Here is a 24458-nt window from a genome sequence, read left to right as displayed (position 1 = left end):
GCGGCTGCCGTCACTGTGCGTTTCTATCCACGGCTGCGTCGGCCGTAGTCGTTGGCCGCTTCGTAGACCTTCTGGGCGTACGGCTGGACCGCGTTGTACGAGAGAATCGCCGCCCACCAGGACTCGGCCTTGGACATGTCCCGTCCGCCCTGGCAGAGATAGGTGGCCGCGGTCAGTGACGCATCGTCGATGTCGTTGGGGTCGGCCACCCCGTTGTTGTCGGCGTCCACCTTGTATTGGTTCCACGTGGCCGGGATGAACTGCAGCGGCCCGACCGCCCGGTCGAAGGTGGTGTCGCCGTCGAGCGTGCCCTGGTCGGTGTCGGCGATCAGCTGCCGGCCGCCCTTGCCGTCCAGCGGCAGCCCGTAGATCGGCGGCGACACCGAGCCGTCCACCCCGAGCACCGCACCGTTGGCGCTGCCGTGCGCCGACTCGACGCTGGCGATCGCGGCGATCGTGGTCCAGCTCAGGTGACAGGAGGGCATGGTGCGGGTGAGCACCAGCTCGGCGTACCCGTAGGCCTGCACCGCGACCACCGGGATGCCGACCTTGGTGCCGATCTGCTGCGCCCAGCCGGCGAGCGCGTCGGCGGGCCGGGCACCGTTCTGCACCGGCTGCGCCGGCCCGGTGGTGAAGCCGGGAAGGCCCGTCGGCCCGCCGGGGGCCGATTCGGTCGACAGCCCCGGGAAACTCGCCGGCGGCACCGCCGCCGTGCCGTCCAGGAAACTCGGCGTCGCGCTGGGCGAGGGTGCGGCTTGCAGAGCTTGCGGTACGAGGTAAGCCCCAGCTGTCCCCGCCACCCCGAGGAGAAGGAGCGCGATGACGGCCGGCAGTACGAGCCGCCCGCTGGGCCGCTTGGCCCACTCCGACGTGCTGCGCCCCGCCTTCCGGGCGACCACCACCGGATTGGCCCGCCGAAGCCGCCTCGATTCCGGCACCACAGCCGCAGCAGCCGCAGCCGGCTGATCAGTCTTCGCCTTGTCGGCGGCCACATCCGGCTTATCCGATTTGTCGGCCTCGGCTGCCGCAGCGCCGCCGCCCGGCTCGGTCGCAGGCTTTTCCGCGGCCGGGGCGGCCGGCTTGCTCTCTGCTTTGGCGACGGGCTTGTGGAGCGGCTTGTCGGCGGGTTTGTCCGCGGACGCGGGGGCCTCGACCGGCACCTTTTCGTCCGCTTTCTCCGCCGGCGCCGCACCGGAGCTGCCGAGTGGTCCGCCCTGGTGCGGCGCGGCCGCACGCAGCTCAGGTTTATCCACCGGTTTCTCCTGCCCGTTCGCCACGGCCCGACCATACCTGCCGATGGCTCGCCGCAAGAGGCCCCGTCGACGCGGACGAATAACAGTCCGGCAGCCTGCCCCCGCCGGGTGCATTCCCGTCATACCGGGGGCCTACGCTTTGCCAATGCCGCGTTACGAGTTCCGGTGCCGCGCCTGTGGCGACACCTTCGAGGTCAGCCGCCCGATGCGTGAAGCCTCCGCGCCCACCGCGTGCCCGCAGGGCCACGGCGACACGGTGAAGCTCCTCTCCACCGTCGCCGTGACCGGCCGTGGCGGCAGTTCGTCCCCGGCCCCCTCGGCCGGCGGCGGCGGTTGCTGTGGCGGCGCCTGCGGCTGCTGAGCCAGCCTGCACCCCAGCCGACGGCGAAAAAATGCCGGCATCGGCCGCTGAGTGGTGCGCCGGGCCATTCCTTACTCGTGAGTCACTTCGACCACGCCGCGTGATCATTTGGGTGAGCTACGGTCGCGCGCGGTGAATGAGATCGCGGTCTTGGTTACTCTGCGGAATGACCGTGCGACGTGGAGAGACGCTGCGGTGGCGACTCCGGTGCGTACACCCGAACGTGCCGCCAGATGTGACCAACTGCGGCGTGACTTGGCTCGATCCATTTCGTTACGTCACGCGTAGTGCATAGCGAACGTCGATGACTTCCGGTCGGAGGGTCCTCCGTCCGGGGTCGGTATGGCGTGTAGATCGTTACCGTCCGTTTCTACGATGCACGGTGACAGAGTGATACGGCAGCATCAGACACGACTTCCCAGAGGAGGCGGAGGGTTCACCGTGTCGGGACGGACCGAGCTGCCGAGCGGGCTGGTGACCTTTATGTTCACCGACATCGAGGGCTCGACGCGGTTGGCCCGGATGCTCGGTGACGACTACGGCCCTGTTCTCGGCGCGCATCGTTCGGTGCTGCGTGCTGCGCTGCGTGACTTCGACGGTGTTGAGCTCTTCACCGAGGGTGATTCTTTCTTCGTGGCGTTCCGCGATGCGGGCGACGCTCTGGCGGCCTGTGTGGAGGCCCAGCGGCGACTGTCCGCACACGAGTGGCCGGCTCGCGACGCGATGCCGAAGGTCCGGATGGGCATGCACACCGGGTGGGCGACACCGATCGGCGACGAGTACGCGAGTATCGAGGTGCACCGGGCCGCCCGGGTGGCGGCGGCTGCGCACGGTGGTCAGATCCTCTGCTCCGGCGCCACCGTCCGGTCCATCCGCGGGGAGGGTGAGCCCGCCGCGGCCGGCGCGATCGCCACCAAGACGAAGACGAAGCACCTCACCGAGGTCGACCTGCTCGACCTCGGGCCGCACCGGCTGCGCGGCTTCGACGACGACGAGCAGCTCTACCAGGTGATCGCGACCGGGCTGGACACCGAGTTCCCCCGCCCGCGCACCCAGAGCGGAGCCCGGCACAATCTCCCGGCCGCGCTGACCTCGTTCGTGGGCCGCCGCGCCGAGACCGCCGAGCTGGCCGACCTGCTGACCCGGCACCGGATCGTGACGATCGCCGGTCCCGGCGGGGCCGGCAAGACACGCCTGTCGGTCGCGGTGGGGGAGCAGGTGCTCAACGCGTACCCGCAAGGGGTTTGGACGGTTGATGCGGTCAGCGCGGCAACCGGCCTGGCCCGCACCCTGGCCGCGGCTCTCGGACTGCGCGCCGAGCCGGGCCGCCCGGTGCTGGAGACGCTGCTCGAGCACTGCGCGGACCGGCGGATGCTGCTTCTTCTGCAGACGTGCGACGCGGCCCCGGCCGCCTGCGCGGGGCTGGTGCGGATGCTGCTGGCCGCCTGTCCGCAGATGGATGTGCTGGTGACCGGCCGGGAGCCGATGGGCGTGCACGGCGAGGTGGTGTGGCGGATCCCGCCGATGTCGCCGGGGGACGTGTTCGCGCTGCTCAGCGAGCGGGCCACGGCGGCGCGTGGCGGCCGGGGGGTGCCCGCCGACGAGGATGCCGACCTGTCCCGGGTGGCGTCGAAACTGGAGGGTTCGCCGCTGGCGGCCGAGTTGGCGGCGAGCCGGATGCGGTTGTTCACGGCCGGGCAGCTCGCGGCCCGGCTGGACGATCCGATCGCCGCGCTGGACCCGGTGTCCGGGGAGACCGGCGAGCGGCACGACAGCATCACGGCGAGTCTGGACTGGTCCTACCGGACGCTCAGCGTGCGGGCCGCGAGCCTGCTGCGCCGGCTATCCGTGTTCGCCGGCGCGGTCGACCTGGCGACCGTCGAGTGGTGCGGCAACGACGCGCTCGGTTCGCTGGCCGAGCTGACCGAGAAGTCGCTGGTCGACGTCGTTCCCGGGGCCAACTATCGGATGTCGGAGCAGGTCCGGGCGTACGCGACCCGGCAGCTCTCCGGGGCCGGCGACGAGCACGCGGCCCGGGACCGGCATGTGGCCTGGTCGTTGCACACGCTCGACACGGTAGCCATCGACACCGACGGCCAGCCCCGGACGGTTTCGCTCACCGAGCTGGCGCCGTACGTGGTGGAGTGGCAGGCCGCCCTGCGCTGGGCGGCGGCCGAGGGGGACGTGCCGACCGGGCTGCGCCTGGCCATCGCGCTCGATCCGTGGTGGCGTGAGCACGGCGCCGCCCGCGAGGGTCGTGACCTGCTGTTCCGGCTGTACCGCCGGCTCGACGAGGCGGAGGTGGCCCCGGCCGACCTGGCCGCCGCCTACCTGGTGCACGCGGGCCTGGCCGACGACCGGGACGAGCGGGTGCGCTTCCTGGACCGGGCCGAACTCCTCGCCCGGGCGAACGACGACCGGGATCTGCTGGTGCGGGCCCGGGTCGGGCACCGGCTCACGCTTCTGGAGAACCGCGACTACGGCGGCGCCGAGCAGTTCTGCCGCGACGTGATCGCGCAGGCCGACCAGGCCGGGGTGGCCGAGGCGGCGCTGCCGGCCGTGGTGACCCTGGCCGAGCTGCTGTGCAAGCGGGAAGCGCTGGACGAGGCGGCCGACCTGCTCGGCGGGGCCCGTCAGTGGGAGGCCGGCCGGCCCGAGGACCGTGGCCGGCGGACCGTCGACTGGCTGCTCGGGATCGTGGCGTTGCGCCGCCGCGACCTGGTGGCCGCGCACGACCACCTGGTGGTGGCGTTGCGGTCGCGGCTGCGGCACGGGTTCCGGGGGGCGGCCGCGGACGCGGTCGCGGCGATCGCGGTGCGCTGTGCGCTGGGCGAGGATGCGGAGACGGCGGCCGTGCTGTTCGGCGGGGCCGAGGCGGCGCGCGGCGCACGGCGTACGACGATGTTCGGGAGCTTCTGGTCGGCGCAGCAGCTGTGGCTGCGTACCGCCCTCGGCGACGCGGCGTTCGACGCCGCGTACGCCGATGGGGTCGGTCTCGGTTTTGATCGGATCGTGGCGATGGCGCTGGCCGTCGAGCATCCGGACCTCGAGGACGGCGCGGCCCGGTTCATCGGATCAGTGCTTCGGCCCTCTTGATGTCGGCCTTCTTGACGGCGGTGAGCGACCCGAAGACGTGCACGGCCTGGTAGTAGGTCCAGGCGAGGCTGTAGCAGGCGGGGCGCACGAAGGTGCTGTAGTTGAGGCAGACCCGCCGCAGGTCGGCGTAGAACATGTCGTCGAGCCGGGCCTTGTTGGCCGGGAAGGCGCCGACGTCCTTGTAGTTGCGGTAGCCGAAGTCGTGGTGCCAGCAGGAGAGGCTGAAGTCGAAGCCGAGCGGCTTCTCCGGGCTGGCCGAGCAGTAGTCGGTGGACCAGTCGAAGTTGTAGGACTGCCAGGGCGCGCGGTTGAGCCGGGCGGCGTTCCACGCGCTGGTGCTGCTCGCGGTGGGCTGGGTCCAGTCGGAAAGCACGGTGAGCTTGTCGGCCGACGTGGCGGCGAACGCTCCGGCCGGAACCAGAAGGACGCCGACCGCGAGAACCAGGACGAGGACGATGCGTCTGACCATGCAGGCAGTGTTCGAACGGTCACCGTCCGCATACAAGGGTGTCGATCGGCTTTACCGGCGTGTGCGGCAACCTACCAGCGGGTATTCCTAAACGATCGTTTATGTGATGTCCTGGAGGGCGGTCCTGCGCGTGGCCGCTATGGTGTGCGTGTGCGGGACGAGAAATGATCCATCTGCCCAGGGTGCGACAGGGTCCGCTGCGTGCACTCGCGGTCCGGATGCTGCTGGCCGTCCTGCTGGTGCTGGTCACCGTCACGATCATCTACCTCGACCGGGGCGGTTACCGAGACGTCAACGGTGACGGGCTCACCCTTCTCGACTGCTTCTACTACGCGGTTGTGTCACTCTCCACGACCGGCTACGGCGACATCACACCGTTCACCCCCGAGGCTCGGCTGGTGAACGTTCTGGCGATCACCCCGGCGCGGGTGCTCTTCCTGATCATCCTGGTCGGCACGACCCTCGAGGTGCTCACCGACCAGTACCGCAACAGTCTGCGGGTCGGCCGGTGGAGGCGAAAGTTGAAGGACCACGTCATCGTCTGCGGCTACGGCACCAAGGGCCGGGCCGCGGTCGCCGCATTGCTCGAAAATGGCTGGGAGAAATCCCGGATCGTCGTCGTGGAGAGCCGCGAGGCCGGGGTCCGGCAGGCCGCATCGAACGGCCTGGCCGCGATCGAGGGAAATGCCACCCGCTCGGCGATTCTCAATGAGGCCGACGTCAAGAACTGCAAGGCCGTCATCATCGCCACCGACAGCGACGAGGCCTCGGTCCTGATCAGCCTCACCGTCCGCCAGCTCACGGCCGGCCAGGTGCGCATCATCGCCGCCGTCCGCGAGCAGGAAAATGCCGCCCTCCTCAAGCAGAGCGGCGCCCACCACGTGATCGTCTCGTCGGCCACGGCCGGCCGCCTGCTCGGTCTCACCACGACGGCGCCACCATTGATCGACGTCGTCGAGGATCTGCTGACGCCCGGCCAGGGAATGGCATTGGCAATGCGCAGCGCGGAACGCAGCGAGGTCGGCCGGAATCCCCGCGAATTGGTAACGCTGGTCGTTGCTCTTATTCGCCGCGGAAAGGTGCTTCCGCTGGGCGGCGAGCAGACCCCGCTAATCGAGACCGGCGACATGCTCGTGTATATCCGGGCTGAGGACAGCAGCGTCGGCGTCTCGGTCTGACGCTTCTCCGGAAACCCCAAGATCTTCATGTCGTAGCTCGGTGGTGGGTGCGGACCGTCGCTCCCGCCGAGGGCGGGCCGGGGCCCAGCAGAGCTGGCCCTGGCCCTTCTTTCTGCGTGCGTGGCAAACCCCTTATGCCAGCTCAGCGCTGGATCTTGTGCACTATTAGTAGGAACGTAGTCTTGTCTCTACATATCGTCTTTGGCTAACCTGCTCGTGTTGAAGCGTTCCGATGTGGACCATTCCCGCGGCCGCTGAAGCACTGTACGCCCAGCAAGTAGCACGAGACAAGGGGGCATCATCCCTATCCGGGCATAAAAAAACGGCCCCCGTAGGGGCCGTCTCGCCTTAAGGCTCGATGCCTCACTGTACATCCCCTCTCGTCAGGAGTGCAACATGTCAACGGTCGCTGCCTACATCGACGGATTCAATCTCTACTACGCGATGAAGGCGAAGTATCGCCGCAAGTATTTGTGGCTGGATGTGGTTGATCTCGTGCGGCGCCTCCGCCCCGATGATCAGGTAGTGGCCGTTCGCTACTTCACCACCATGATCCATGGCGATGGAGCGGCGGCCCGCAATCAAGCCGAGTATGTCGCCGCGCTCAAGGCCTACAACGGTTTCGGCCTGGACGTGCATCTCGGTCGCTTCAAGATCCGCACCATCCGCTCTTGCTTCACGTGTGGCGAGCCCTACCTCAGCGCGTGCGGCCTGGAGTTCCAGAGCCACGAGGAGAAGGAGACCGACGTCGCCATCGGCGCGATGATGGTGGCCGACGCCGCGCTCGGTGTCGCCGACACGAGCCTCCTGGTCACCGGGGACACGGATCTGCGTCCGGCGCTGACCGCGGTCCGCCTCGTCGTTCCCGATCAGCGGCTCTACGTCGCCCTGCCGGCGGGCCACGGCCGGCCGTCGCAGCGGCTGCTCTCCGTCGGAAACCTGGGCTACTTCGTCATTCGGGAATCGGTCCTGAACAACGCCCAGCTTCCGGAGGTCGTGCACGATCCGGTCGACGGGCGAGCGATACGGCGCCCAGAGAAATGGCGGTGAGCCCGTCGGGCCCACCGCCATGCTGAGACGCGCGAGCTAGACGATGGTCCAGGTGTCGGCGGCGTTGAGAAGCTCGTCGAGCATCTTGTCGGGCGTACCGGTCGCCTGGGCCTTCGCGTCTTCCAGCTGCTTCTGCACCAGCTGGTCGTAGGTGGGCCGGTTGACGTCGCGGAACACCCCGATCGGCGTGGTGCCGAGGTCGGAGCCGGACAGCCGGCTCAGCGCGAACGCGTAGGCCGGGTCGTCGACGGTCGCGTCGTGCACGACCGGGGTCTCGCCGGCCAGCGACGCCGACTCGCGCACCGACAGGCCGAACGCGCCCGCCGGGTGCACCACGGAGAACTGCGCCTCGCTGCCGAAGGTGATCGGCTGGCCCTGCTCCAGGCGGATCAGGTGGTCGTCGCGGGTGGACGGGTCCTTGATCAGCTCGAAGGCGCCGTCGTTGAAGATGTTGCAGTTCTGGTAGATCTCGACGAACGCGCTGCCCTCGTGCTGAGCGGCCGCCCGCAGCACCGACTGCAGGTGCTTGGCGTCCGAGTCGATGGTGCGGGCCACGAAGGAGGCCTCGGCGCCCAGGGCCAGCGACAGCGGGTTGAACGGCGAGTCCGCCGAACCGGCCGGCGTCGACTTGGTGATCTTGCCGAGCTCGGAGGTGGGCGAATACTGACCCTTGGTCAGGCCGTAGATCCGGTTGTTGAAGAGCAGGATCTTCAGGTTGACGTTGCGCCGCAGGGCGTGGATCAGGTGGTTGCCGCCGATCGAGAGCGCGTCGCCGTCCCCGGTGACCACCCAGACGCTCAGGTCGGGGCGGGACACCGAGAGGCCGGTCGCGATCGCCGGAGCACGGCCGTGGATCGAGTGCATCCCGTAGGTGTTCATGTAATACGGGAAGCGGGACGAGCAGCCGATGCCGGAGATGAAGACGGTCTTCTCGCGCGGGATGTTCAGCTCGGGCATGAAGCGCTGCATGGCGGCCAGGATCGAGTAGTCACCGCAGCCCGGGCACCAGCGCACTTCCTGGTCGGACTTGAAGTCCTTGGCGGTCAGCTTCACCGGGGTTAGTGGGATGGTGGGGCTAGCCATTCTTGACCACGTCCTCGAGCATGCTTTCCAGGGTGGAAGCGGTGAAGGGCAGGCCGCTGACCTGGTTGAACGGAACCGCGTCGACCAGATACTTGGCCCGGATCACGTGGGCGAGCTGGCCCAGATTCATCTCCGGGATGACGACCTTGTCGTACGCCTTGAGCACCTCGCCGAGGTTGGCCGGCAGCGGCGCCATGTGCCGCAGGTGCGCCTGCGCGATCGGCAGCCCCCGCTGCCGCAGCGCCCGGCAGGCCGCCCCGATCGGGCCGTAGGTGGAGCCCCAGCCCAGCACGAGCACGGTCGCGCCCTGCTGGTCGCCGTTCTCCGCGTCCGGGTCCTCGACCTCGATGTCGGGCACCTTGATGGCCTCGATCCGGGCCGCCCGGGTGCGCACCATGAATTCGTGGTTGGCCGGGTCGTACGAGATGTCGCCGGTCTTGTCGGCCTTTTCCAGGCCGCCGATGCGGTGCTCGAGGCCGGGCGTGCCGGGGATCGCCCACGGCCGGGCCAGCGTCTCGGGGTCGCGCAGGTAGGGCAGGAAGCGCCCGTCCTCGCCGTTGGGCTCGGTGGCGTACGTCGTGGTCAGGTCGGGCAGCTCGCCGGCCTCGGGCAGCAGCCACGGCTCGGAACCGTTCGCCACGTAGTTGTCCGAGAGCAGGATGACCGGGGTGCGGTAGGTGAGCGCGATCCGGGCCGCCTCGATGGCCGCGTGGAAGCAGTCCGACGGCGACTTCGGCGCGATCACCGCGAGCGGCGCCTCACCGTGCCGGCCGTAGAGCGCCATGTTGAGGTCGGCCTGCTCGGTCTTGGTCGGCATGCCGGTGGACGGGCCGGCCCGCTGCACGTCGACGATCACCAGCGGCAGTTCGAGCGCGATCGCCAGCGAGATCGTCTCGCCCTTGAGCGCGACGCCGGGCCCGGAGGTGGTGGTGACGCCGAGCGCCCCGCCGTACGCGGCGCCGAGGGCCGCGCCGATCGCCGCGATCTCGTCCTCGGCCTGCACGGTGGTGATGCCGAACCGCTTGTGCTTGGACAGCTCGTGCAGGATGTCCGAGGCCGGGGTGATCGGGTACGCGCCGAGGAAGACCGGCAGCTTGGCGCGGACACCCGCGGCCACCAGGCCGAGCGCCAGCGCCTGGTTACCGGTGATGTTCCGGTAGGTGCCGGGGAGCATCTTGGCCGGCTTGACCTCGTAGCGGACCGAGAAGTCCTCGGTCGTCTCGCCGAAGTTCCAGCCGGCCTGGAAGGCGGCCTTGTTCGCGGCGACCAGGTCGGGGCGCTTCGCGAACTTGCGCTCCAGGAACCGCAGGGTCGACTCGAACGGGCGCGAATACATCCAGCTCAGCAGGCCGAGCGCGAACATGTTCTTGGCGCGCTCGGCGTCCTTCTTCGAGACGCCGAGCTCGCTGAGCGCGCCGACGGTCATCGAGGTCAGGGCGACGGGATGCACCGCATACCCCCCCAGCGAGCCGTCCTCGAGCGGGCTCGCCGCGTAACCGACCTTGGCCAGGTTGCGCTTGGTGAACTCGTCGGTGTTGACGATGATGTCGGCGCCGGAGGGCAGGTCGGAGAGGTTGGCCTTGAGCGCGGCCGGGTTCATCGCGACCAGAACGTTGGGTGAGTCGCCGGGGGTGAGGATGTCGTAGTCGGCGAAGTGCACCTGGAAGCTCGACACGCCCGGCAGGGTGCCTGCCGGTGCACGGATCTCGGCCGGGAAGTTGGGCAGGGTCGAGATGTCGTTGCCGAGCTGCGCGGTCTCGGAGGTGAACCGATCACCGGTCAGCTGCATGCCGTCGCCCGAGTCGCCGGCGAACCGGATTACCACCCGGTCCAGCTGCTCGACTCGCTTTGCTCCAGCGGCCACGTTCTCAACCTCCAAGGGACACCGGCCGGCGGGAGAAGCACATCGATGGTCCGGCCCGCAATCGTCACTTCCAGCCTACGTCGCCGCTCCTTACGGGCGGCGGCAGGCCGTTGACCACAGTAGCCAGGTGAGGCATGTGCGTTCCAGGAGTGTCCACCATGCGGCGGGTCGCCGCTGTCAGCCGGTCAACTAGGCTGTCCGATCGTGGAGGGGTATCTCGGGTCGTACGCCACGCTGGGGCTGGTCATCGGGGCCGGCGTGCTCGTTTTCGTGGGTGCTTTCGCGGCCAACCGGCTGCTGCGCCCGGCCGATCCGGCCGAACCGCCCGGCAAGTACATCGCGTACGAAAGCGGGATTGATCCGGTCGGCGGCGACTGGGCTCAGGCCCAGATCCGTTACTACGTGTATGCGTACCTTTATGTGCTTTTCGCCGTGGAGGCCGTTTTTCTCTTCCCCTGGGCGGTCGTGTTCGATCGGCCGGGTTTCGGCGCCGCCACGGTCACCGAGATGGCGATCTTCGTAGCCGTGCTCGCGCTGGGCATCCTGTATGCCTGGCGCAAGAAGATCCTGACCTGGACCTGACCGCCCGCGCGAGTACCGGACGGGGTGGCGGGCTCGCCAGGTTCGAGCGGGCATGCCAACATCGTCCGCATGGGTCAGCTTCTCCTGTTCATCGTCGTCGCCTTGGTGGTGGCTGCGATCGTCTTCGGTGTGACCGTGATGATGAGCGGAGGCGACTCCGGATTGACACCCGTCGAGCCCGACGGCCGCGCCGTGCCACTTCCCACCGATCGTCCGCTCGGTGAGGAAGACATCTCGGGCACCAAGTTCGACACCACCTGGCGTGGTTACCGGATGTCGCAGGTCGACCAGGCGCTGCAGCGGGCCGCCTACGACATCGGCTACAAGGGCGAGCTGATCAGCGTGCTCGAGGCCGAGGTCTCCGCCCTGCGGGACGGCCGCACCGCCGACGCCGACGCGTTCCGCAAGGCCCGTGAGGCCGCCGTGGCGCCCTCCCGGGTCCCGGCCGAGGTCGACGGGCCGCTGATCGACCTGTCCGCCGCCTCGCCGGACGCCGTGCCCGCCAGGCCGGTGCCCCCCACAGACCAGCCGGACAGCAAGGAATCCGAGCCGGCGGAGCCGCGGTGAGCGGCCCAGGTCCGGTCGGCGGGCTCGGCGAGGGGTTGGGCGACGGGCTGGGTGATGCCGCCAGCCCCGGCACCGGCGAGGTGACCGCCACGGTCATCGTCAACGCCCCCGCCGAGCGGGTCTTCGCCGCGTTCCTCAACTGGGAGAAGCAGTCCCAGTGGATCCCGTTCACCAAGGTCCGGGTGGTCGAGGGCGACGGCGGCGAGGGCAGCCTGGTCGAGGCGATCACCGCGCTCGGGCCGGCCTCGCTGCGCGACGAGATGCGGGTGGTCAAGATCAACGCACCGTACGAGGTGCGTGTCGTGCACTGCGGCAAGGTGCTGCGCGGCCCCGGCTCGGTCCGCTGCACGGCCATGTCCGGCGACCGCACCCAGGTCGTCCTGCACGAGTGGTTCCACCTGCCGCCCGGTCCGGCCGGGAAGGTTGCCTGGCCGGTGCTCTGGCCCGGCTCGAAGCTGAGCTTCACCGCGGCCCTCAGGAAGTTCGGCCGCCTGGTCGAGCAGGGCAAGCTGCCGTAGGCGGTTTTTGTCGGAGGGTGGCCCTACGGTGGGCGCCATGACAGACGAAACCGGGCTGGTCGTCGGTGCGGACGGCCGGGTCCGTTGCTTCTGGGGTGGCAGCACCCCCGACTACGTGGGCTATCACGACACCGAGTGGGGTCAGCCGATCCGCGGTGACGACGCGTTGTTCGAGCGGATGAGCCTCGAAGCCTTCCAGTCCGGCCTCTCCTGGATCACCATCCTGCGCAAGCGCCCGGCGTTCCGGGCCGCGTTCGACGGCTTCCAGATCGACAAGGTCGCGGCCTTCGGCGAGGCCGACGCGACCCGCCTGATGGCCGACGCGGGCATCGTCCGCAACCGGATGAAGGTCGACGCCACCCTGCACAACGCCCGGGTCGCCGCCGACCTCCCGGAGGGCCTCTCCGCGCTGCTGTGGTCGTTCGCGCCGCAGCCGAAACCGCCGCGCCCGACCTCCCGGGCCGGCGTCCCGGCCACCACGCCCGAGTCGATCGCCTTGGCCAAGGCGCTCAAGAAGCGCGGCTTCAAGTTCGTCGGCCCGACCACGGCATATGCGTTGATGCAGGCCACCGGCATGGTCGACGACCATGTGGCGGGCTGTTGGGTCCCGGCCATCTCGGCCTGAAGCGCGAGGTGATGAGATGGAGCGCATGGCGCAGTGGGCGGTGATCATTCCGGCGAGGCAGTGGGCGACCGAGCGACTCTTCCACAACGAGGTCGTGACGGTGGCGGGTGGCGCGGGTGCGGTGGCACCCGACGATGAGGTGCTGCTGGTCGCCGACGATCACGTGGTGGCCCTGTGCCGGGCCGCCAAGACCGACGGTGACGACCTCGTCCTGGCCTACCTGCGTCGCCAGTTCGACGACCCGCTCCCCGCTGAGGGTCTGGGCGCCGACCGGCCGGAAGCGGTCGACCCCGAGGTGTTCCGCCGGCTGGCCGCCCGGCTGCACGGCCGGAGCCCGGTCGGCCTGCCCAACTGGCTGGTCAGCGTCGCGATGCCGATCGAGGCCGCGACCCCGGCCGACGCGGTCCGCCAGTTCTGGTCGCACGTGCGCGAGCTTGGCCCGGCCGAGCTGCCGGCCTACGTCTGGCCGTCCGGCGACGAGTTGTCCATGCAGGCGTTCGTCCTCGGCGCCGAGGCCAACCAGGACCCGGAAGAAGAGGACGAGGACGACTGACGCCCCAAAGGCCGCGACCCCGTAGCGGGGGCTACGGGGCCGTGGCGTGCGGGCACCGGTCGTCGGGCGAGGAAGAACCGGCGCCGCGCATTTGGGGGCCGAGGCTGAGGCTCCGGCGTGAGCCGGGCGACCCGCTCAGCCCGCGGTTATCCGCCCAAGCTGGTGGCGGCCGCCGCGATGGTCGAGGCGAAGTAGCTGACCTGGGTGTAGACACCCGGCTTGTTCGGGCGGGCACAGCCGTCGCCCCAGCTCACGATGCCGACCTGGACGAGGCCGCTGGCACCGGTGCGGAACATCGGGCCACCGGAGTCGCCCTGGCAGGTGTCGGTGCCGCCGGCGGCGTAACCGGCGCAGATCTCGTTGCTCGCGATGACCTCACCGTTGTACATCGCGGACGAGTTGCAGGTGGCGTCGCTGACGAACGGCACGGTGGCCTTGAGCAGGTAGCGCTGCTGCGAGCCGCCCTCGGTGGCCGCACCCCAGCCGGCGATCGTGAAGTTGCCGGTGTCGTAGGTCGTGGTCGTCGCGAGCGGCAGGAAGGCCAGGCCGGTGACCGGGCTGGCCAGGCGGATCAGCGCCCAGTCCTTGCCGCTGCCGTTGTAGCCGGGCGCCCGGTACACGTAGTTCGACTTCCGGGTGATCTTGCTGGTGGATTGCAGGTCGACCACGCCGAGGGTGGCGGTGATCGAGGTGTTGGTGCCGGTCGCGCCGACGCAGTGCGCGGCGGTCAGCACGATCGTCGAGCTGTACAGCGCTCCGCCGCAGCCCATCGACAGCCGCACCATGAACGGGAACTCGCCCTGCGTCGCCCGGGTGCCACCGACCACATTCGTGGTGGGAACCACGCCGTCGCCGGTGCCCACCGGAGCCGCCGAGGCGGGGGACGCGGTCGCGCCCATCGCCGCGGCCGTGAGTGTGGCAACCGCCACGCCCACCAGATTCCGCCACCTGGCCATCTAGGTCCTCCCAAAGGGGAATGCGCGCCCGGTAGGACGCGTCGGGAGGAGCCTATGAATAGACAACTATGAATGTGGCGATCCCAAAACCGTCATAACACGAAAATCAGTGCCCCTCGAAGACCGGCTTCTGCTTGGCCAGGAACGAGGCCACCGCGGCCTTGTGGTCGTCGGTTCCGCCGCAGATCGCCTGGGCCTGGGCCTCGGCCGCCAGCGCGTCGGAGAGGGTTCCGGCGTCGCCGATGGACAGCTCCCGCTTGATCGCGCCGTAGGCCACCGTCGGCCCGGCGGCGAGCCGCGCGGCCAGCTCCTGCGCGACCGGCAGCACCTGGTCGTCGTCGTCCAGCAGCCGGGTCAGCAGGCCGATCTCGTACGCCCGCTCGGCCTTCACCCGCTCGGCCAGCAGCAGCAGCTCGATCGCCCGGGCGTGCCCCACGATCCGCGGCAGCGACCACGAGATGCCGCTGTCCCCGGCCAGCCCGACGTTGGCGAAGGCCATCAGGAACCCGGTCGACGGGCCGCCGATCCGGAAGTCGGCGAGCAGCGACAACGACGCGCCCGCGCCGGCCGCCATCCCGCGCACCGCCGCCACCACCGGCTTGGGCATGCTGGCCAGCCGCTGCGCGATCGGGTTGTAGTGCGCCCGCACGGTGTCCAGGTCGGTGTGCCCGGACTCCAGCAGCTCGGCGTGCTCCCGCAGGTCCTGCCCGACGCAGAAGCCGCGGCCCGCGCCGGCCAGCACGATCGCCCGGCAGCTGCGGTCGGTCTCCAGCGTGGCGAGGGTGTCCCGCAGCGCCACCTTGAGGTCGACGTCGAGGGCGTTCATCGCGTCCGGCCGGTTGAGCGTGAGGGTGACGACCGCGTCAGTGCGGTCGACGAGCAAGGAGTCCGTCATGACTCCGAGAATCCCACACGTCCGCCCTTGGTCACCGCATGCAGGCAGCGTTCGACATAACGGTCGGCGGCCGGGCGCAGCCGCACCGAATGCCGGTCGAAGAAGCCGGCCGCGCTCACCCCGGGCCAGCGCGGCGGCAGCAGCGACGGCGGCAGTTGCGGGTCGCGGAACAGGAACGACCGCCAGGCGTGCACCAGCTGGAACCGGGCCGCGTACGCCTCCTCGTCGGAGCTGCGCGCGTTCACCGTGCTCACCACCGGCCGCAGGTCGGCCACGAACGTCTCGTAGGAGCGGGCGAGCCCGGGCAGATCCCAGGCCCGGCCGACCACCGCGGCGGCGCCGGGCGACCCGGCCGCATGGGCCGCACTGAACCGTTCGTAGCCGACTCCGGCATCGATCAGGACGGTGTCGGCCTCCTCGGCGGCGCGCGGCGCGACCCAGGACTGGTCACCGAGCGATCCGTAGCCGAGGTAGGTCAGCCGGGCGGCCTCCCGCCTCGGCAGCGGGCCGTGCAGCAGGATGAGATCGAACCGTCCGTCCCACCCGGCACGCCCGGTGCGGTAGATCCGGGCTGCGGCCTCGTCCAGTCGGCGGGCGGCCTTCGGAGTCAGCAGATAGCCCGGTCCGGACGTCAATCGCATCGGGTGCAGCCAGCCCTGACGCACCATCCGGGACACCGCGGTGCGAACCGCGGGGGGTGCGATGCCGAGCGGCGCAAGCAGTCTGACCAGGGCAGCGACCGGCGCGCGGCCGCCTCGGGGGCGGAGATAGTCGCCGTACAGGTCGAAGAGTGCCGACCGCGCCTGCATGACCGCACATTGTGACAGCCCAAAAGGCGATATGCTAGACGCTGTCACATCCGCCCGGGCTGGGTTTGGGTTCGCCGGTGTTCATCAGGGAAAATGTTTGATCGGCACGGTGGGCCGGGTCGCGTGGTCACGCGCGATGGCCCTCGGCCGCCGGTCGGATATACGAGGTAACACGTCGCGTGGGGCTGAGCGCGTGACGTTGAGTAGTGGCTGTGGGGTAACCCACCGACACCCTGATGTGGGTCTGAGGGGAGACGAAATGGCGGCGATGAAGCCGCGGACGGGCGATGGTCCGCTGGAGGTCACCAAGGAGGGACGAGGCATCGTCATGCGCGTCCCGCTGGAAGGTGGTGGCCGTCTCGTCGTTGAGATGACTCCGGACGAGGCCAACGCGCTGGGCGACGCGTTGAAGTCGATCGCCGGCTGACGTTTCACGCGAGCCCGCCGGTACGGTACCGCCCGTACCGGCGGGCTTTCCACGTCTTCGAGAAAGGTCACGCTCTCGTGTTTCCGATCAGGCTGACCGACGATCTCGACGACAACCAAACATGGATTACTCCGATCGCCGCCTCGGGCTCACTGTCGCATGCGACAGGGGAACCGGCGGCCGAAATAGCTGCGCTGGCCGACGGATTCGGGACGGCCGGCGACATCCTCGAGTTGCCCCGTCCGCTGCGGCGGCCGGCCAGGGTCGTGCTCGCCGGCATCGGCGCGGGCGACGAGGCGGGCTGGCGTGCGGCCGGGGCGGCCGCGAGCCGGGCCGTCGAGGGCGACGAGCCGCTGCAGGTCACGCTGGGCGAGTCGGTCACGGCGGCGGCGGTGCGGGCCCTCGCCGAGGGCCTCTGGTTCGGCGGCTATCGCTATCGCGACGGCCGCGAGGAACCCCGGTCGGCCGCGGTCGACCTGGTGGGTCCATCCCAGGCTGAGCACTCCGAGGGCCTGGCCCGAGCGCAGGTGACGGCGCGGGCCGTCTGGTTCGCGCGCGACCTGACCAACACCCCGCCCTCGCTGAAGAACCCGGACTGGCTGGCCGAGGAGATCGTCGGCGCGGCCGCGAAGCGCACCGGTGTGACCGTGCGCGTCCGCACCGGCGCCGAGCTGGAGCGCTTCGGTGGCCTGCGGGCCGTCGGCGGCGCGTCGGTGTTCCCGCCCTGCCTGGTCGAGATGAGCTGGCACCCGGCCGGCGCCACCGGCCACGTGGCGCTGATCGGCAAGGGCATCACGTTCGACTCCGGCGGCATCTCGATCAAGACCCGGCCGGGCATGAAGCACATGAAGATCGACATGGCCGGTGCGGCCGCGGTCGCCGCCGCCACCCTGGGCGCGGCCGACCTCGGCCTCCCGGTCCGGATCACCGCGCTGCTCCCGCTGGCCGAAAACGCGGTCGGCGCCGCCGGGTTCCGCCCCGGCGACGTGATCACCCACTACGACGGCACCACCAGCGAGTCCACCAACTCCGACGCCGAGGGCCGGCTGGTGCTGGCCGACGCGCTCGGCTACGCGGTCGCCGAGTTCGACCCGGACGTGATCATCGACCTGGCCACCCTCACCGGCGCCAGCACGACCGCCCTCGGCCCGGCCATCGCCGCCCTGTTCAGCCACGACGACGACTTGGCCGGTGCGCTGGCCGAGGCGGGCCGGCAGGCGGGCGAGACGATGTGGCGGCTGCCGCTGCCCGACGACTACCGCGAATACCTGCGCTCCGACATCGCCGACCGGCACAGCTCGCCGACCCAGGGCGCGGGTGCCGTGGTCGCCGCGCTCTACCTGCGCGACTTCCTCGGCGCCAAGGTGTCGAGCTGGGCGCACCTCGACCTGGCCGCGCCGAGCTGGGCCGACGAGACCGCCCTCGACCTGACCCGGGGTGCCACCGGCTGGGGTGCCCGCACCCTGCTGCGCTATCTGGAGCTGGGCTTCAGCGCTTGACCGCGGCCAGCAGGCCACCACCGGACGGGATGATCGCCGGGATCCACTCCTCGGAGTCGCGCACCACCCGCACCGTCTCGCGGATGGTCAGCGTGTCCACGTCCCGGGCGGCCGGATCGCTGATCCGGCCGTTGGCCATCGCGCCGTAGACCACCAGCACCCCGCCCGGCCGCAGCAGCCGCAGGGCGGCGTCCGCGCAGGCGGTGAACTCGGTGGCGTCGGCGTCGACGAAGACCAGGTCGTAGACGCCGTCGGCGAGCCGGGGCAGTACGTCCAGCGCGCGGCCGGTGATGATCCTGGTCCGGGACGAGGCGAAACCGGCCTCCACGAAGATCCGGCGGGCGATCCGCTGGTGCTCGTTCTCCACGTCGATGGTGGTGAGCACGCCGTCCACCCGCATCCCGCGCAGCAGCCACACACCGCTCACCCCGGTGCCGGTGCCGATCTCCACCACCGCCTTGGCGTTGCCCGCGGCCGCCAGCAGGCGCAGCACCGACCCCGCGGCCGGACTGACGCAGTCCAGGCCGAGCTCGTGGGCGAGGCTGCGCGCGGTCTGCAGGACGATGTCCTCGCTGGCGTACGCCTCGGCGAACTCGGACGGGGACGTCTGCGGGCCGAACGGACGGGGTGGCGGGACGATGACGACCTCCGGGCGGCGTGCACGTGCGGAACTTGCGTACATCGGATATGAGAGTAGAGCGACGCTCTTGACGGGCCGTCGATGGGATAAACAGGCCGGGGCGAGGAGGCGCCGGGGATCCGTGTCATTCTGGAGGGGGAGCCGGGCTCCTGAGGGACGTGAGGGAGGCACCGACGTGACCGACGGCTGGAACGCGCGCTCCGGTCCGCCGTATACCGCCGGTCAGCCTGTGCCGTCGCCCTGGTGGTCCGACGCGCTGGCCGACCCGTGGCGTGATCCCTACACGCCGGCGCACGTGGTGGTGCCGTCCGCGCAGGAGAGCACCGGTCCCGCGCCGGAGGCGGTCGCCGACCCCGACGCGCCGCGCCGATCACTCACCCCGATCCTGCTGATCTGCCTGGTCACCGCCCTGTTGGCGGGTGGTCTGGGCGGCACGCTCGGCTTCGTCTTCGCGGTCCGCAGCGGGCTGGCCAACTCCACCGGCAACAACCTGGGCGCGACCCAGCCGCAGGCACCGGCCGCGGCCAACCGGGCGCCCGAGTCCAACGCCGGCATCGTCGACAAGGTGCTGCCGAGCGTCGTCACGGTCCGGGTCACCGGCGCGATCGGTTCCGGCTTCGTGGTCTCCACCGACGGCTACGTGGTCACCAACGACCACGTGGTGGAGGGCGGCGGCGACGCCATGTCGGTGTCGTTCAGCGACGGTTCGACCGCACCGGCCAAGCTGGTCGGCCGCGACCCCGAGTCCGACATCGCCGTGATCAAGGTCGCAAAGTCCGGGCTCACCGCGGTCTCGCTGGGCGACTCGGACGCGATCGCGGTCGGCGACCCGGTGCTCGCCTTCGGTTCACCGCTGGCCCTGGTCAACACCGTCACAGCGGGCATCGTCAGCGCGCTCGACCGCACCATCCAGGCCGGCGACCCGGGCGGCACCACCCGCTACTACGCGGCCATCCAGACCGACGCCGCGGTCAACCAGGGCAACTCCGGCGGCCCGCTGGTCAACGCGGCCGGTCAGGTCGTCGGGGTCAACTCGGTGATCCGCTCGGTGAGCGGCACCGAGACCGAGGCCGGCAACATCGGCCTGGCCTTCGCGATCCCGATCAACCAGGCCAAGCGGATCGCCGGCGACATCATCGACCACGGCAAGGCCCGCCGCACGGTGATCGGCGCCGAGGTCGTCACCGGCACCTCCACGACCGGCGCCAAGCTGCGCACGGTGGACGCCGCCGGTCCGGCCGGCGCGGCCGGGCTCAAGGCCGGTGACGTGATCACCAAGCTCGACAACCACGTGGTCGAGGACGGCATCGACCTGATCGCCCTGGTCCGCAAGTTCGCGCCCGGTGCGGTGGTCCCGGTCGAGTACCGCCGGGGCACCAAGGCCCAGAACGCCTCCGTGACGCTCGTCGCCGACTCCAATTGATCATGCGGGCAGGGGTGCGGATCGCGCGCCCGCGTGCGTAGGCTGGGCGCCGGAAAGACAGGGAGGCCGCCAACATGTTCGAGAACCTGAACTGGTGGGAGATCGGCGCGCTGCTGCTGCTCGCGCTGCTGATCTTCGGCGAGCGCTTGCCCAAGGTGATCGGCGACGGCATGCGCATGCTGCGCGGCCTGCGCGCGATGGCGCAAAACGCCACCAGCGACCTCAACCGGGAACTCGGCACCGACCTCCAGCTGCAGGACCTTCATCCGAAGGCGTTCATCCGCAAGCACATCCTCAGCGAGGAAGACGAGGCGGCGCTGCGTAAGCCGCTGCAGGGCCTCCTCGACGATGTGAAGAGCGACCTCAACGGCGTGAAGAACGACCTGTCCGAGGTGGCCGCGGCGGCCGACATCAAGAAGCCCGCCACTCCGTCCGCGTCGAGCGCGGTGGAGAAGCGGGCCTCTGGTTTCGACCTCGACGCGACCTAGGGGCTCAGCCCTTCCGGGCGTTGACCAGCAGGCCGAGCGGCTTGCCGACCAGCGAGTCACGTCGCACGGCCAGGCGATCGGCCACCGCGTCCAGCGCCTTCGCCGCCGGGGCGGACGGCTCGGCCAGCACGATCGGGGTGCCGGCGTCACCGGCCTCGCGCACCCGGGTGTCCAGCGGGATCTGTCCGAGCAGCGGCACCGAGGCGCCCACCGTCTTGGTCAGCGAGTCGGCCACGGCCTGGCCACCGCCGGCGCCGAAGACCTCCATCCGGGACCCGTCCGGCAGCTCCAGCCACGACATGTTCTCCACCACGCCGACCAGGCGCTGGTGGGTCTGCAGCGCGATCGCGCCGGCCCGCTCGGCCACCTCGGCGGCGGCCGTCTGCGGGGTGGTGACGATCAGGATCTCCGCGTTCGGCAGGAGCTGGGCCAGCGAGATGGCCACGTCACCGGTGCCCGGCGGCAGGTCGAGCAGCAGCACGTCCAGGTCGCCCCAGTAGACGTCGGCGAGGAACTGCTGCAGCGCGCGGTGCAGCATCGGCCCGCGCCACACCACGGCCGCGTTACCGGCCGTGAACATGCCGATCGAGATCACCTTCACGCCGTGTGACTGCGGCGGCATGATCATTTCCTCGACCCGGGTGGGCCGACCTTCGACACCGAGCATCCGGGGCACCGAATGGCCGTAGATGTCCGCATCGACGACGCCGACCGACAGGCCACGCTTGGCCAGGGCCGCCGCCAGGTTGACGGTGACGCTCGACTTGCCGACGCCGCCCTTGCCACTGGCCACCGCGTACACCCTCGTGCGGGAACCCGGCTGGGCGAACGGAATGACCGGTTCGGCACCGGCGGAACCACCGCGCAGCGTGACCTGCAGCGCCTTGCGCTGCTCCTCGCTCATCACCCCGAAATCGATCGACACCGAGGTGATGCCGGGGATCTTGGTGAGGGCGGCGGTGATGTCGTTGGTGAGTTTGTCGCGCAGCGGGCAGCCGGCCACGGTGAGCAGCAACTCGACCTTGATGGAGCTGTCGGCGACGGTGAAGCCCTTGACCATGCCGAGGTCGGTGATCGGGCGGCGGATCTCGGGGTCGTCGACGGTCGCCAGGGCGGCCTGAATCGCGTCCTCGAGCGTCGGAGCGGGATGAACGGGCGTGGCCATGATGACGACTTTACTTTGCGGTCAGGAGCGTTCCTGGTCCCACTCCTTGCGATCCTCCTCCCACTCCGAGCGAGCCCGCTTTTCCCGCCGGTGGGCGGCTTCGTCCAACTCATCGGCCAGCCGGGCCAGCTCGTTGCGGAGGAAGTCCCGGGTCGCGACCTCACCGAGCGCGATCCGCAGCGAGGCGATCTCCCGGGCCAGGTATTCCGTGTCCGCCTTCTGCATGGCCGCCCGGCGCCGGTCCTCCTCCATGGTCAGGCGGTCCCGGTCGGCCTGCCGGTTCTGCGCGAGCAGGATCAGCGGCGCGGCGTAGGACGCCTGCAAGGACAAGATCAAGGTCAGGAACGTGAAGGTGTACGGGTCGAAGCGCAGGTCGCCCGGGACCAGGGTGTTCCATAGGAACCAGCCCGCGATCACCAGCGTCATCCACACGATGAACTGGGCGGTGCCCATGTAGCGGGCGATGTTCTCCGACCACTGGCCGAACGCCTCCGGGTTGAACCGCGGCAACCGCACCCGCCCCGGCTCCACCGGCTGATCGAGCCGGTCCCGCCGCGGTTCCGTGCTCATTGCTCAACCCCGTCGTCGGCGTTCTGGGCGTCCCGGTCACGCCAGTCGCGGGGCAGCGAGTGGTCGAGCACGTCGTCGACCGTCACCGCGCCGAGCAGCCGGTGCGTGTTGTCCACCACCGGCATCGCGACCAGGTCGTACGTCGCCATCCGCTTGGTTATCTCGACAAGCGTGATGGCCGGGCGCAGCGGTTCCAGATCGCTGTCGACGATGCCGCCGAGGATCGAGGCGGGTGGTTCGCGCAGCAGCCGCTGGAAGTGCACCATGCCCAGGTACTTACCCGTCGGCGTCGCCGATGGCGCACGAGCCACGAAAACCTGCGCGGCCACCACCGGGGACAACTCCGGTTCCCGGATCCGGGCGAGCGCCTCGGCCACCGTCGCGTCCGGCGTCATGATCACCGGCTCGGAGGTCATCACCGCGCCCGCCGTACCCGGCTTGTAACTCATCAGCTGCCGGACCGGCGCGGCCTCCTCCGGCTCCATCAGGTCGAGCAGCATGGTCTGCTCGGTCTTCGGCAGCTCGGCGAGCAGGTCGGCGGCGTCGTCCGGGTCCATCCGCTCGAGCACGTCGGCGGCCCGTTCCCGGTCCAGCCGGGACAGAATCTCCACCTGGTCGTGCTCCGGCAGCTCCTCCAGCACGTCGGCCAGCTTGCGGTCGCTCAGCGCCGCGGCCACCTCGTTACGGCGGGCATCCGGCAGATCCTGCAGGGCGTTGGCCATGTCGGCCGGGCGCATCGGCTCCAGCAGGGCCAGCAGGTTCGAGGTGCCCTGAGTGTCGGTCGGCCCGAACAGGTTGCGCACCCGCTCGAACTCCGCCTGATATACATGCCCGCGCCGGGTCAGCCGCCCGGTGTGCTCACGCACCGCGACCCGGGTGACCAGCCATTCGTTGTTGCGGTTCAGATCCATCGCGACATCCACGACGTTGCCCAGGGTGCCGTCCGCGTCACCGGTCTCCGGCATCACCGTGACCCGCCGGTCGAGCAGATCCTCCACCACGAGCAACTCGTTCGGCCGCTTCTCGAACCGGCGCAGATTGAGCATGCCGGTGCTGAGCACGACCGCCTCGGCATCCATCGAGGTGACCCGCCCGATCGGCAGGAAGATCCGCCGGCGCAGCGCCATCTCGGCAACCAGACCCACCACCTGCGGCGGCCGGTTCGTGGTGCGCAGCCGCACCACCGCGTCGCGAATGCGGCCCACCCGGTCGCCATTGGGGTCGAAAACACCCAGGCCGGCAAGCCGGGCCAGATAAACCCTCGTCCCCATGGTCACAGGCTCAGCCTAGGTTAGGGTCCGGACATGTCCACCTTGGCGTACGAGATCGTCGACGTGTTCACCGACCGCCCGTTCGCCGGGAACCCGCTGGCGGTCGTCTACGGAGCCGATGATCTCGGCAGCGACCAGATGCACGCGCTGGCCCGCGAGTTCAACCTGTCCGAGACCGTCTTCGTGCTCCCACCGACCCGCCCGGACGCCACCTACCGCGCCCGGATCTTCACCCCCGAGCATGAGCTGCCGTTCGCCGGCCACCCCAGCGTCGGGGCCGCGGTGACCACGATGCGGCGCGGTGCGTTCAAGCCCGGGACGGTGGTGCAGGAGTGCGGCGCCGGCCTGCTGCCGATCGAGGTGCGCGAGGCGGGTTCCGCCACGCTGACCGGCGCCACGCCGACGCTCGGCTCGCCTCTCGACCCGGCGGGGCTGCTGGCGATGGCCGGCCTGGAGACGTCCGCCTACGCCGGCGACGAGCTTGCTGCCCCACGTCCGGCTGGGTGCGGCTTGAGCTGGGTGTTCCTTCCCGTACGCCGAGAGCACCTCGCCGCCGTACGCATCGACAATGCCGCCGCCGAACGCCTGGGCGTGACCGACATCTGCCTTTTCGCGTGGTCGCCGGAAACTCGGGAGGCTCATTCCCGGGTGTTCGTCCCGGGCAGCGCGGTGGCCGAGGACCCGGCGACGGGGTCGGCCGCGCTGGGACTGGGGGTTTGGTTGGTGGCCGCGGGTTGGCTCCCAGCCGATGGCGTATCCGGCTACCGCATTCACCAGGGCATCGAGATGAAACGGCCGTCGTTGCTTGACTGCACGGTGACCGCGGCTGATGGCCGCGCCGTGTCGGCGACGGTGGCCGGGCACGTGTGCCCGATCGCTAGAGGCGAGATAGCCGTCCCGCCGTTTGTGGGCTGAGCTGATCGACGCGCCAACCGTGCGCGGGCTGGGCTGGGCGACGCGCTAGCCGTGCGCGGGCTGGGCTGGCGGAATGCTCGCGGGGTGTTGGCCGGGCAGATTCAAAAGCTTGGACCGTTGACGGATTGCAGAGAGCCCGTGAGCTGCCCGCGGTTTGGTGTTGACGTGCCCGCCCAGCCCGGGACCCACGGGGTACTTGGT

25 protein-coding genes are annotated in these 24458 nt (G+C 70.2%); 14 read left to right on the top strand and 11 right to left on the bottom strand.

The genetic code is table 11. The features are described from left to right. Positions 1-23: 23 nt before the first annotated feature. Positions 24-1253: a lytic transglycosylase domain-containing protein gene (locus tag Adu01nite_RS04840; RefSeq protein ID WP_203725228.1), complete on the bottom strand. Its 1230-nt coding sequence runs from the start codon at positions 1251-1253 to the stop codon at positions 24-26. A 145-nt stretch (positions 1254-1398) separates the two neighbouring features. On the opposite strand from Adu01nite_RS04840, the gene Adu01nite_RS04835 reads away from it, so the two are divergent. Next, positions 1399-1614 (top strand): FmdB family zinc ribbon protein, encoded by a 216-nt coding sequence (locus tag Adu01nite_RS04835; RefSeq protein WP_203725227.1) that lies wholly within the window; start codon positions 1399-1401, stop codon positions 1612-1614. Positions 1615-2055: 441 nt separating this feature from the next. Beyond that, positions 2056-4710, top strand: a complete 2655-nt coding sequence (locus tag Adu01nite_RS04830) for an adenylate/guanylate cyclase domain-containing protein (RefSeq protein WP_203725226.1) — start codon at positions 2056-2058, stop codon at positions 4708-4710. Here the strand turns inward: Adu01nite_RS04830 and Adu01nite_RS04825 are convergent. Continuing rightward, positions 4682-5179, bottom strand: coding sequence for a phospholipase (locus Adu01nite_RS04825; protein WP_203725225.1), 498 nt, complete (start codon positions 5177-5179; stop codon positions 4682-4684). The two genes, Adu01nite_RS04830 and Adu01nite_RS04825, sit on opposite strands and share 29 nt — an antisense overlap. A 164-nt stretch (positions 5180-5343) precedes the next feature. Here Adu01nite_RS04825 and Adu01nite_RS04820 point away from each other — a divergent pair, with 164 nt between their 5' ends. Further along, positions 5344-6357 carry a potassium channel family protein gene (locus Adu01nite_RS04820; protein ID WP_203725224.1) on the top strand — a complete coding sequence of 338 codons (1014 nt, stop codon included), beginning with the start codon at positions 5344-5346 and terminating at the stop codon, positions 6355-6357. A 396-nt stretch (positions 6358-6753) separates the two neighbouring features. Beyond that, positions 6754-7407: an NYN domain-containing protein gene (locus tag Adu01nite_RS04815; RefSeq protein WP_203725223.1), complete on the top strand. Its 654-nt coding sequence runs from the start codon at positions 6754-6756 to the stop codon at positions 7405-7407. A gap of 36 nt (positions 7408-7443) precedes the next feature. Here the strand turns inward: Adu01nite_RS04815 and Adu01nite_RS04810 are convergent, their stop codons facing one another. Continuing rightward, a complete protein-coding gene (locus Adu01nite_RS04810; protein WP_203725221.1) occupies positions 7444-8490 on the bottom strand; it encodes a 2-oxoacid:ferredoxin oxidoreductase subunit beta in 1047 nt (348 codons plus the stop codon). Beyond that, on the bottom strand, positions 8483-10354 hold the full coding sequence (locus Adu01nite_RS04805) for a 2-oxoacid:acceptor oxidoreductase subunit alpha (RefSeq protein WP_203725220.1): 1872 nt from the start codon (positions 10352-10354) through the stop codon (positions 8483-8485). The genes Adu01nite_RS04810 and Adu01nite_RS04805 overlap by 8 nt, the downstream gene beginning before the upstream one ends. Before the next feature lie 204 nt (positions 10355-10558). Between Adu01nite_RS04805 and ndhC the strand changes: the two genes are divergently transcribed. The 5 genes from ndhC (at position 10559) to Adu01nite_RS04780 (ending at position 13199) form a co-directional block, all read left to right on the top strand. Beyond that, positions 10559-10936, top strand: coding sequence for an NADH-quinone oxidoreductase subunit A (gene ndhC / locus Adu01nite_RS04800; protein ID WP_203725218.1), 378 nt, complete (start codon positions 10559-10561; stop codon positions 10934-10936). Between the two features lie 69 nt (positions 10937-11005). Beyond that, positions 11006-11503, top strand: a complete 498-nt coding sequence (locus Adu01nite_RS04795) for a DivIVA domain-containing protein (protein ID WP_203725216.1) — start codon at positions 11006-11008, stop codon at positions 11501-11503. Between the two features lie 35 nt (positions 11504-11538). Then, the gene (locus Adu01nite_RS04790) at positions 11539-12021 is read left to right on the top strand and encodes an SRPBCC family protein (protein WP_203725307.1); all 483 of its coding nucleotides are present in this window, start codon (positions 11539-11541) and stop codon (positions 12019-12021) included. Positions 12022-12058: 37 nt separating this feature from the next. Next, positions 12059-12646, top strand: coding sequence for a DNA-3-methyladenine glycosylase I (locus Adu01nite_RS04785; RefSeq protein ID WP_203725214.1), 588 nt, complete (start codon positions 12059-12061; stop codon positions 12644-12646). Between the two features lie 25 nt (positions 12647-12671). Continuing rightward, on the top strand, positions 12672-13199 hold the full coding sequence (locus tag Adu01nite_RS04780) for a hypothetical protein (protein ID WP_203725305.1): 528 nt from the start codon (positions 12672-12674) through the stop codon (positions 13197-13199). A gap of 146 nt (positions 13200-13345) precedes the next feature. Here the strand turns inward: Adu01nite_RS04780 and Adu01nite_RS04775 are convergent, their stop codons facing one another. From Adu01nite_RS04775 to Adu01nite_RS04765, 3 genes are all read right to left on the bottom strand, one after another. Then, the gene (locus Adu01nite_RS04775; protein ID WP_203725212.1) at positions 13346-14155 is read right to left on the bottom strand and encodes a S1 family peptidase; all 810 of its coding nucleotides are present in this window, start codon (positions 14153-14155) and stop codon (positions 13346-13348) included. A 106-nt stretch (positions 14156-14261) separates the two neighbouring features. Beyond that, on the bottom strand, positions 14262-15050 hold the full coding sequence (locus Adu01nite_RS04770) for an enoyl-CoA hydratase-related protein (protein ID WP_203725210.1): 789 nt from the start codon (positions 15048-15050) through the stop codon (positions 14262-14264). Further along, positions 15047-15859, bottom strand: coding sequence for a PaaX family transcriptional regulator (locus Adu01nite_RS04765; protein WP_203725209.1), 813 nt, complete (start codon positions 15857-15859; stop codon positions 15047-15049). Before Adu01nite_RS04765 ends, Adu01nite_RS04770 begins: the two co-directional genes overlap by 4 nt. Positions 15860-16118: 259 nt before the next feature. On the opposite strand from Adu01nite_RS04765, the gene Adu01nite_RS04760 reads away from it, so the two are divergent. Both Adu01nite_RS04760 and Adu01nite_RS04755 read left to right on the top strand, forming a co-directional pair. After that, positions 16119-16286 (top strand): DUF3117 domain-containing protein, encoded by a 168-nt coding sequence (locus Adu01nite_RS04760; RefSeq protein WP_014447667.1) that lies wholly within the window; start codon positions 16119-16121, stop codon positions 16284-16286. Positions 16287-16363: 77 nt separating this feature from the next. Further along, complete coding sequence (locus Adu01nite_RS04755) at positions 16364-17785, top strand: leucyl aminopeptidase family protein (protein WP_203725208.1); 1422 nt, start codon at positions 16364-16366, stop codon at positions 17783-17785. Here the strand turns inward: Adu01nite_RS04755 and Adu01nite_RS04750 are convergent. After that, positions 17775-18467 carry an O-methyltransferase gene (locus Adu01nite_RS04750; protein ID WP_203725207.1) on the bottom strand — a complete coding sequence of 231 codons (693 nt, stop codon included), beginning with the start codon at positions 18465-18467 and terminating at the stop codon, positions 17775-17777. The two genes, Adu01nite_RS04755 and Adu01nite_RS04750, sit on opposite strands and share 11 nt — an antisense overlap. 133 nt (positions 18468-18600) lie before the next feature. Here Adu01nite_RS04750 and Adu01nite_RS04745 point away from each other — a divergent pair, with 133 nt between their 5' ends. Beyond that, a complete protein-coding gene (locus Adu01nite_RS04745) occupies positions 18601-19848 on the top strand; it encodes a S1C family serine protease (protein WP_203725206.1) in 1248 nt (415 codons plus the stop codon). A 74-nt stretch (positions 19849-19922) separates the two neighbouring features. Then, positions 19923-20336: a twin-arginine translocase TatA/TatE family subunit gene (locus Adu01nite_RS04740; RefSeq protein ID WP_203725205.1), complete on the top strand. Its 414-nt coding sequence runs from the start codon at positions 19923-19925 to the stop codon at positions 20334-20336. 4 nt (positions 20337-20340) lie between these two features. On the opposite strand, the gene Adu01nite_RS04735 is transcribed toward Adu01nite_RS04740, so the two are convergent. Genes Adu01nite_RS04735 through Adu01nite_RS04725 form a run of 3 tightly spaced genes read right to left on the bottom strand, consistent with a single transcriptional unit; the run spans position 20341 to position 23348 of the window. Beyond that, entirely contained in the window at positions 20341-21501 is a 1161-nt protein-coding gene (locus Adu01nite_RS04735) for an Mrp/NBP35 family ATP-binding protein (protein WP_203725204.1), read from the bottom strand. A gap of 21 nt (positions 21502-21522) precedes the next feature. Next, entirely contained in the window at positions 21523-22071 is a 549-nt protein-coding gene (locus tag Adu01nite_RS04730) for a DUF1003 domain-containing protein (RefSeq protein ID WP_203725203.1), read from the bottom strand. Continuing rightward, entirely contained in the window at positions 22068-23348 is a 1281-nt protein-coding gene (locus Adu01nite_RS04725; RefSeq protein ID WP_203725202.1) for a magnesium transporter MgtE N-terminal domain-containing protein, read from the bottom strand. Before Adu01nite_RS04725 ends, Adu01nite_RS04730 begins: the two co-directional genes overlap by 4 nt. A 27-nt stretch (positions 23349-23375) precedes the next feature. Here Adu01nite_RS04725 and Adu01nite_RS04720 point away from each other — a divergent pair, with 27 nt between their 5' ends. Further along, a complete protein-coding gene (locus tag Adu01nite_RS04720) occupies positions 23376-24257 on the top strand; it encodes a PhzF family phenazine biosynthesis protein (protein WP_203725201.1) in 882 nt (293 codons plus the stop codon). Positions 24258-24458 lie beyond the last annotated feature (201 nt).

The sequence above is a fragment of the Paractinoplanes durhamensis genome, from assembly GCF_016862175.1.
Classification (GTDB): Bacteria; Actinomycetota; Actinomycetes; order Mycobacteriales; family Micromonosporaceae; genus Actinoplanes; species Actinoplanes durhamensis.
The sequence above is the reverse complement of the archived record's forward strand: the minus strand, read 5'-3'. Positions and strand labels throughout refer to the sequence as shown.

What these genes read in the sequence shown, in the direction of transcription:
- Adu01nite_RS04760 (WP_014447667.1), top strand. Translation starts at nt 16,119, where the DNA reads ATGGCGGCGATGAAGCCGCGGACGGGCGATGGTCCGCTGGAGGTCACC.
- Adu01nite_RS04815 (WP_203725223.1), top strand. Translation starts at nt 6,754, where the DNA reads ATGTCAACGGTCGCTGCCTACATCGACGGATTCAATCTCTACTACGCG.
- Adu01nite_RS04750 (WP_203725207.1), bottom strand. Translation starts at nt 18,467, where the DNA reads ATGTACGCAAGTTCCGCACGTGCACGCCGCCCGGAGGTCGTCATCGTC.
- Adu01nite_RS04780 (WP_203725305.1), top strand. Translation starts at nt 12,672, where the DNA reads ATGGCGCAGTGGGCGGTGATCATTCCGGCGAGGCAGTGGGCGACCGAG.
- Adu01nite_RS04835 (WP_203725227.1), top strand. Translation starts at nt 1,399, where the DNA reads ATGCCGCGTTACGAGTTCCGGTGCCGCGCCTGTGGCGACACCTTCGAG.
- Adu01nite_RS04720 (WP_203725201.1), top strand. Translation starts at nt 23,376, where the DNA reads ATGTCCACCTTGGCGTACGAGATCGTCGACGTGTTCACCGACCGCCCG.
- Adu01nite_RS04740 (WP_203725205.1), top strand. Translation starts at nt 19,923, where the DNA reads ATGTTCGAGAACCTGAACTGGTGGGAGATCGGCGCGCTGCTGCTGCTC.
- Adu01nite_RS04730 (WP_203725203.1), bottom strand. Translation starts at nt 22,071, where the DNA reads ATGAGCACGGAACCGCGGCGGGACCGGCTCGATCAGCCGGTGGAGCCG.
- Adu01nite_RS04770 (WP_203725210.1), bottom strand. Translation starts at nt 15,050, where the DNA reads ATGACGGACTCCTTGCTCGTCGACCGCACTGACGCGGTCGTCACCCTC.
- Adu01nite_RS04825 (WP_203725225.1), bottom strand. Translation starts at nt 5,179, where the DNA reads ATGGTCAGACGCATCGTCCTCGTCCTGGTTCTCGCGGTCGGCGTCCTT.
- Adu01nite_RS04765 (WP_203725209.1), bottom strand. Translation starts at nt 15,859, where the DNA reads ATGCAGGCGCGGTCGGCACTCTTCGACCTGTACGGCGACTATCTCCGC.
- Adu01nite_RS04795 (WP_203725216.1), top strand. Translation starts at nt 11,006, where the DNA reads ATGGGTCAGCTTCTCCTGTTCATCGTCGTCGCCTTGGTGGTGGCTGCG.
- Adu01nite_RS04775 (WP_203725212.1), bottom strand. Translation starts at nt 14,155, where the DNA reads ATGGCCAGGTGGCGGAATCTGGTGGGCGTGGCGGTTGCCACACTCACG.
- Adu01nite_RS04820 (WP_203725224.1), top strand. Translation starts at nt 5,344, where the DNA reads ATGATCCATCTGCCCAGGGTGCGACAGGGTCCGCTGCGTGCACTCGCG.
- Adu01nite_RS04735 (WP_203725204.1), bottom strand. Translation starts at nt 21,501, where the DNA reads ATGGCCACGCCCGTTCATCCCGCTCCGACGCTCGAGGACGCGATTCAG.
- Adu01nite_RS04785 (WP_203725214.1), top strand. Translation starts at nt 12,059, where the DNA reads ATGACAGACGAAACCGGGCTGGTCGTCGGTGCGGACGGCCGGGTCCGT.
- Adu01nite_RS04810 (WP_203725221.1), bottom strand. Translation starts at nt 8,490, where the DNA reads ATGGCTAGCCCCACCATCCCACTAACCCCGGTGAAGCTGACCGCCAAG.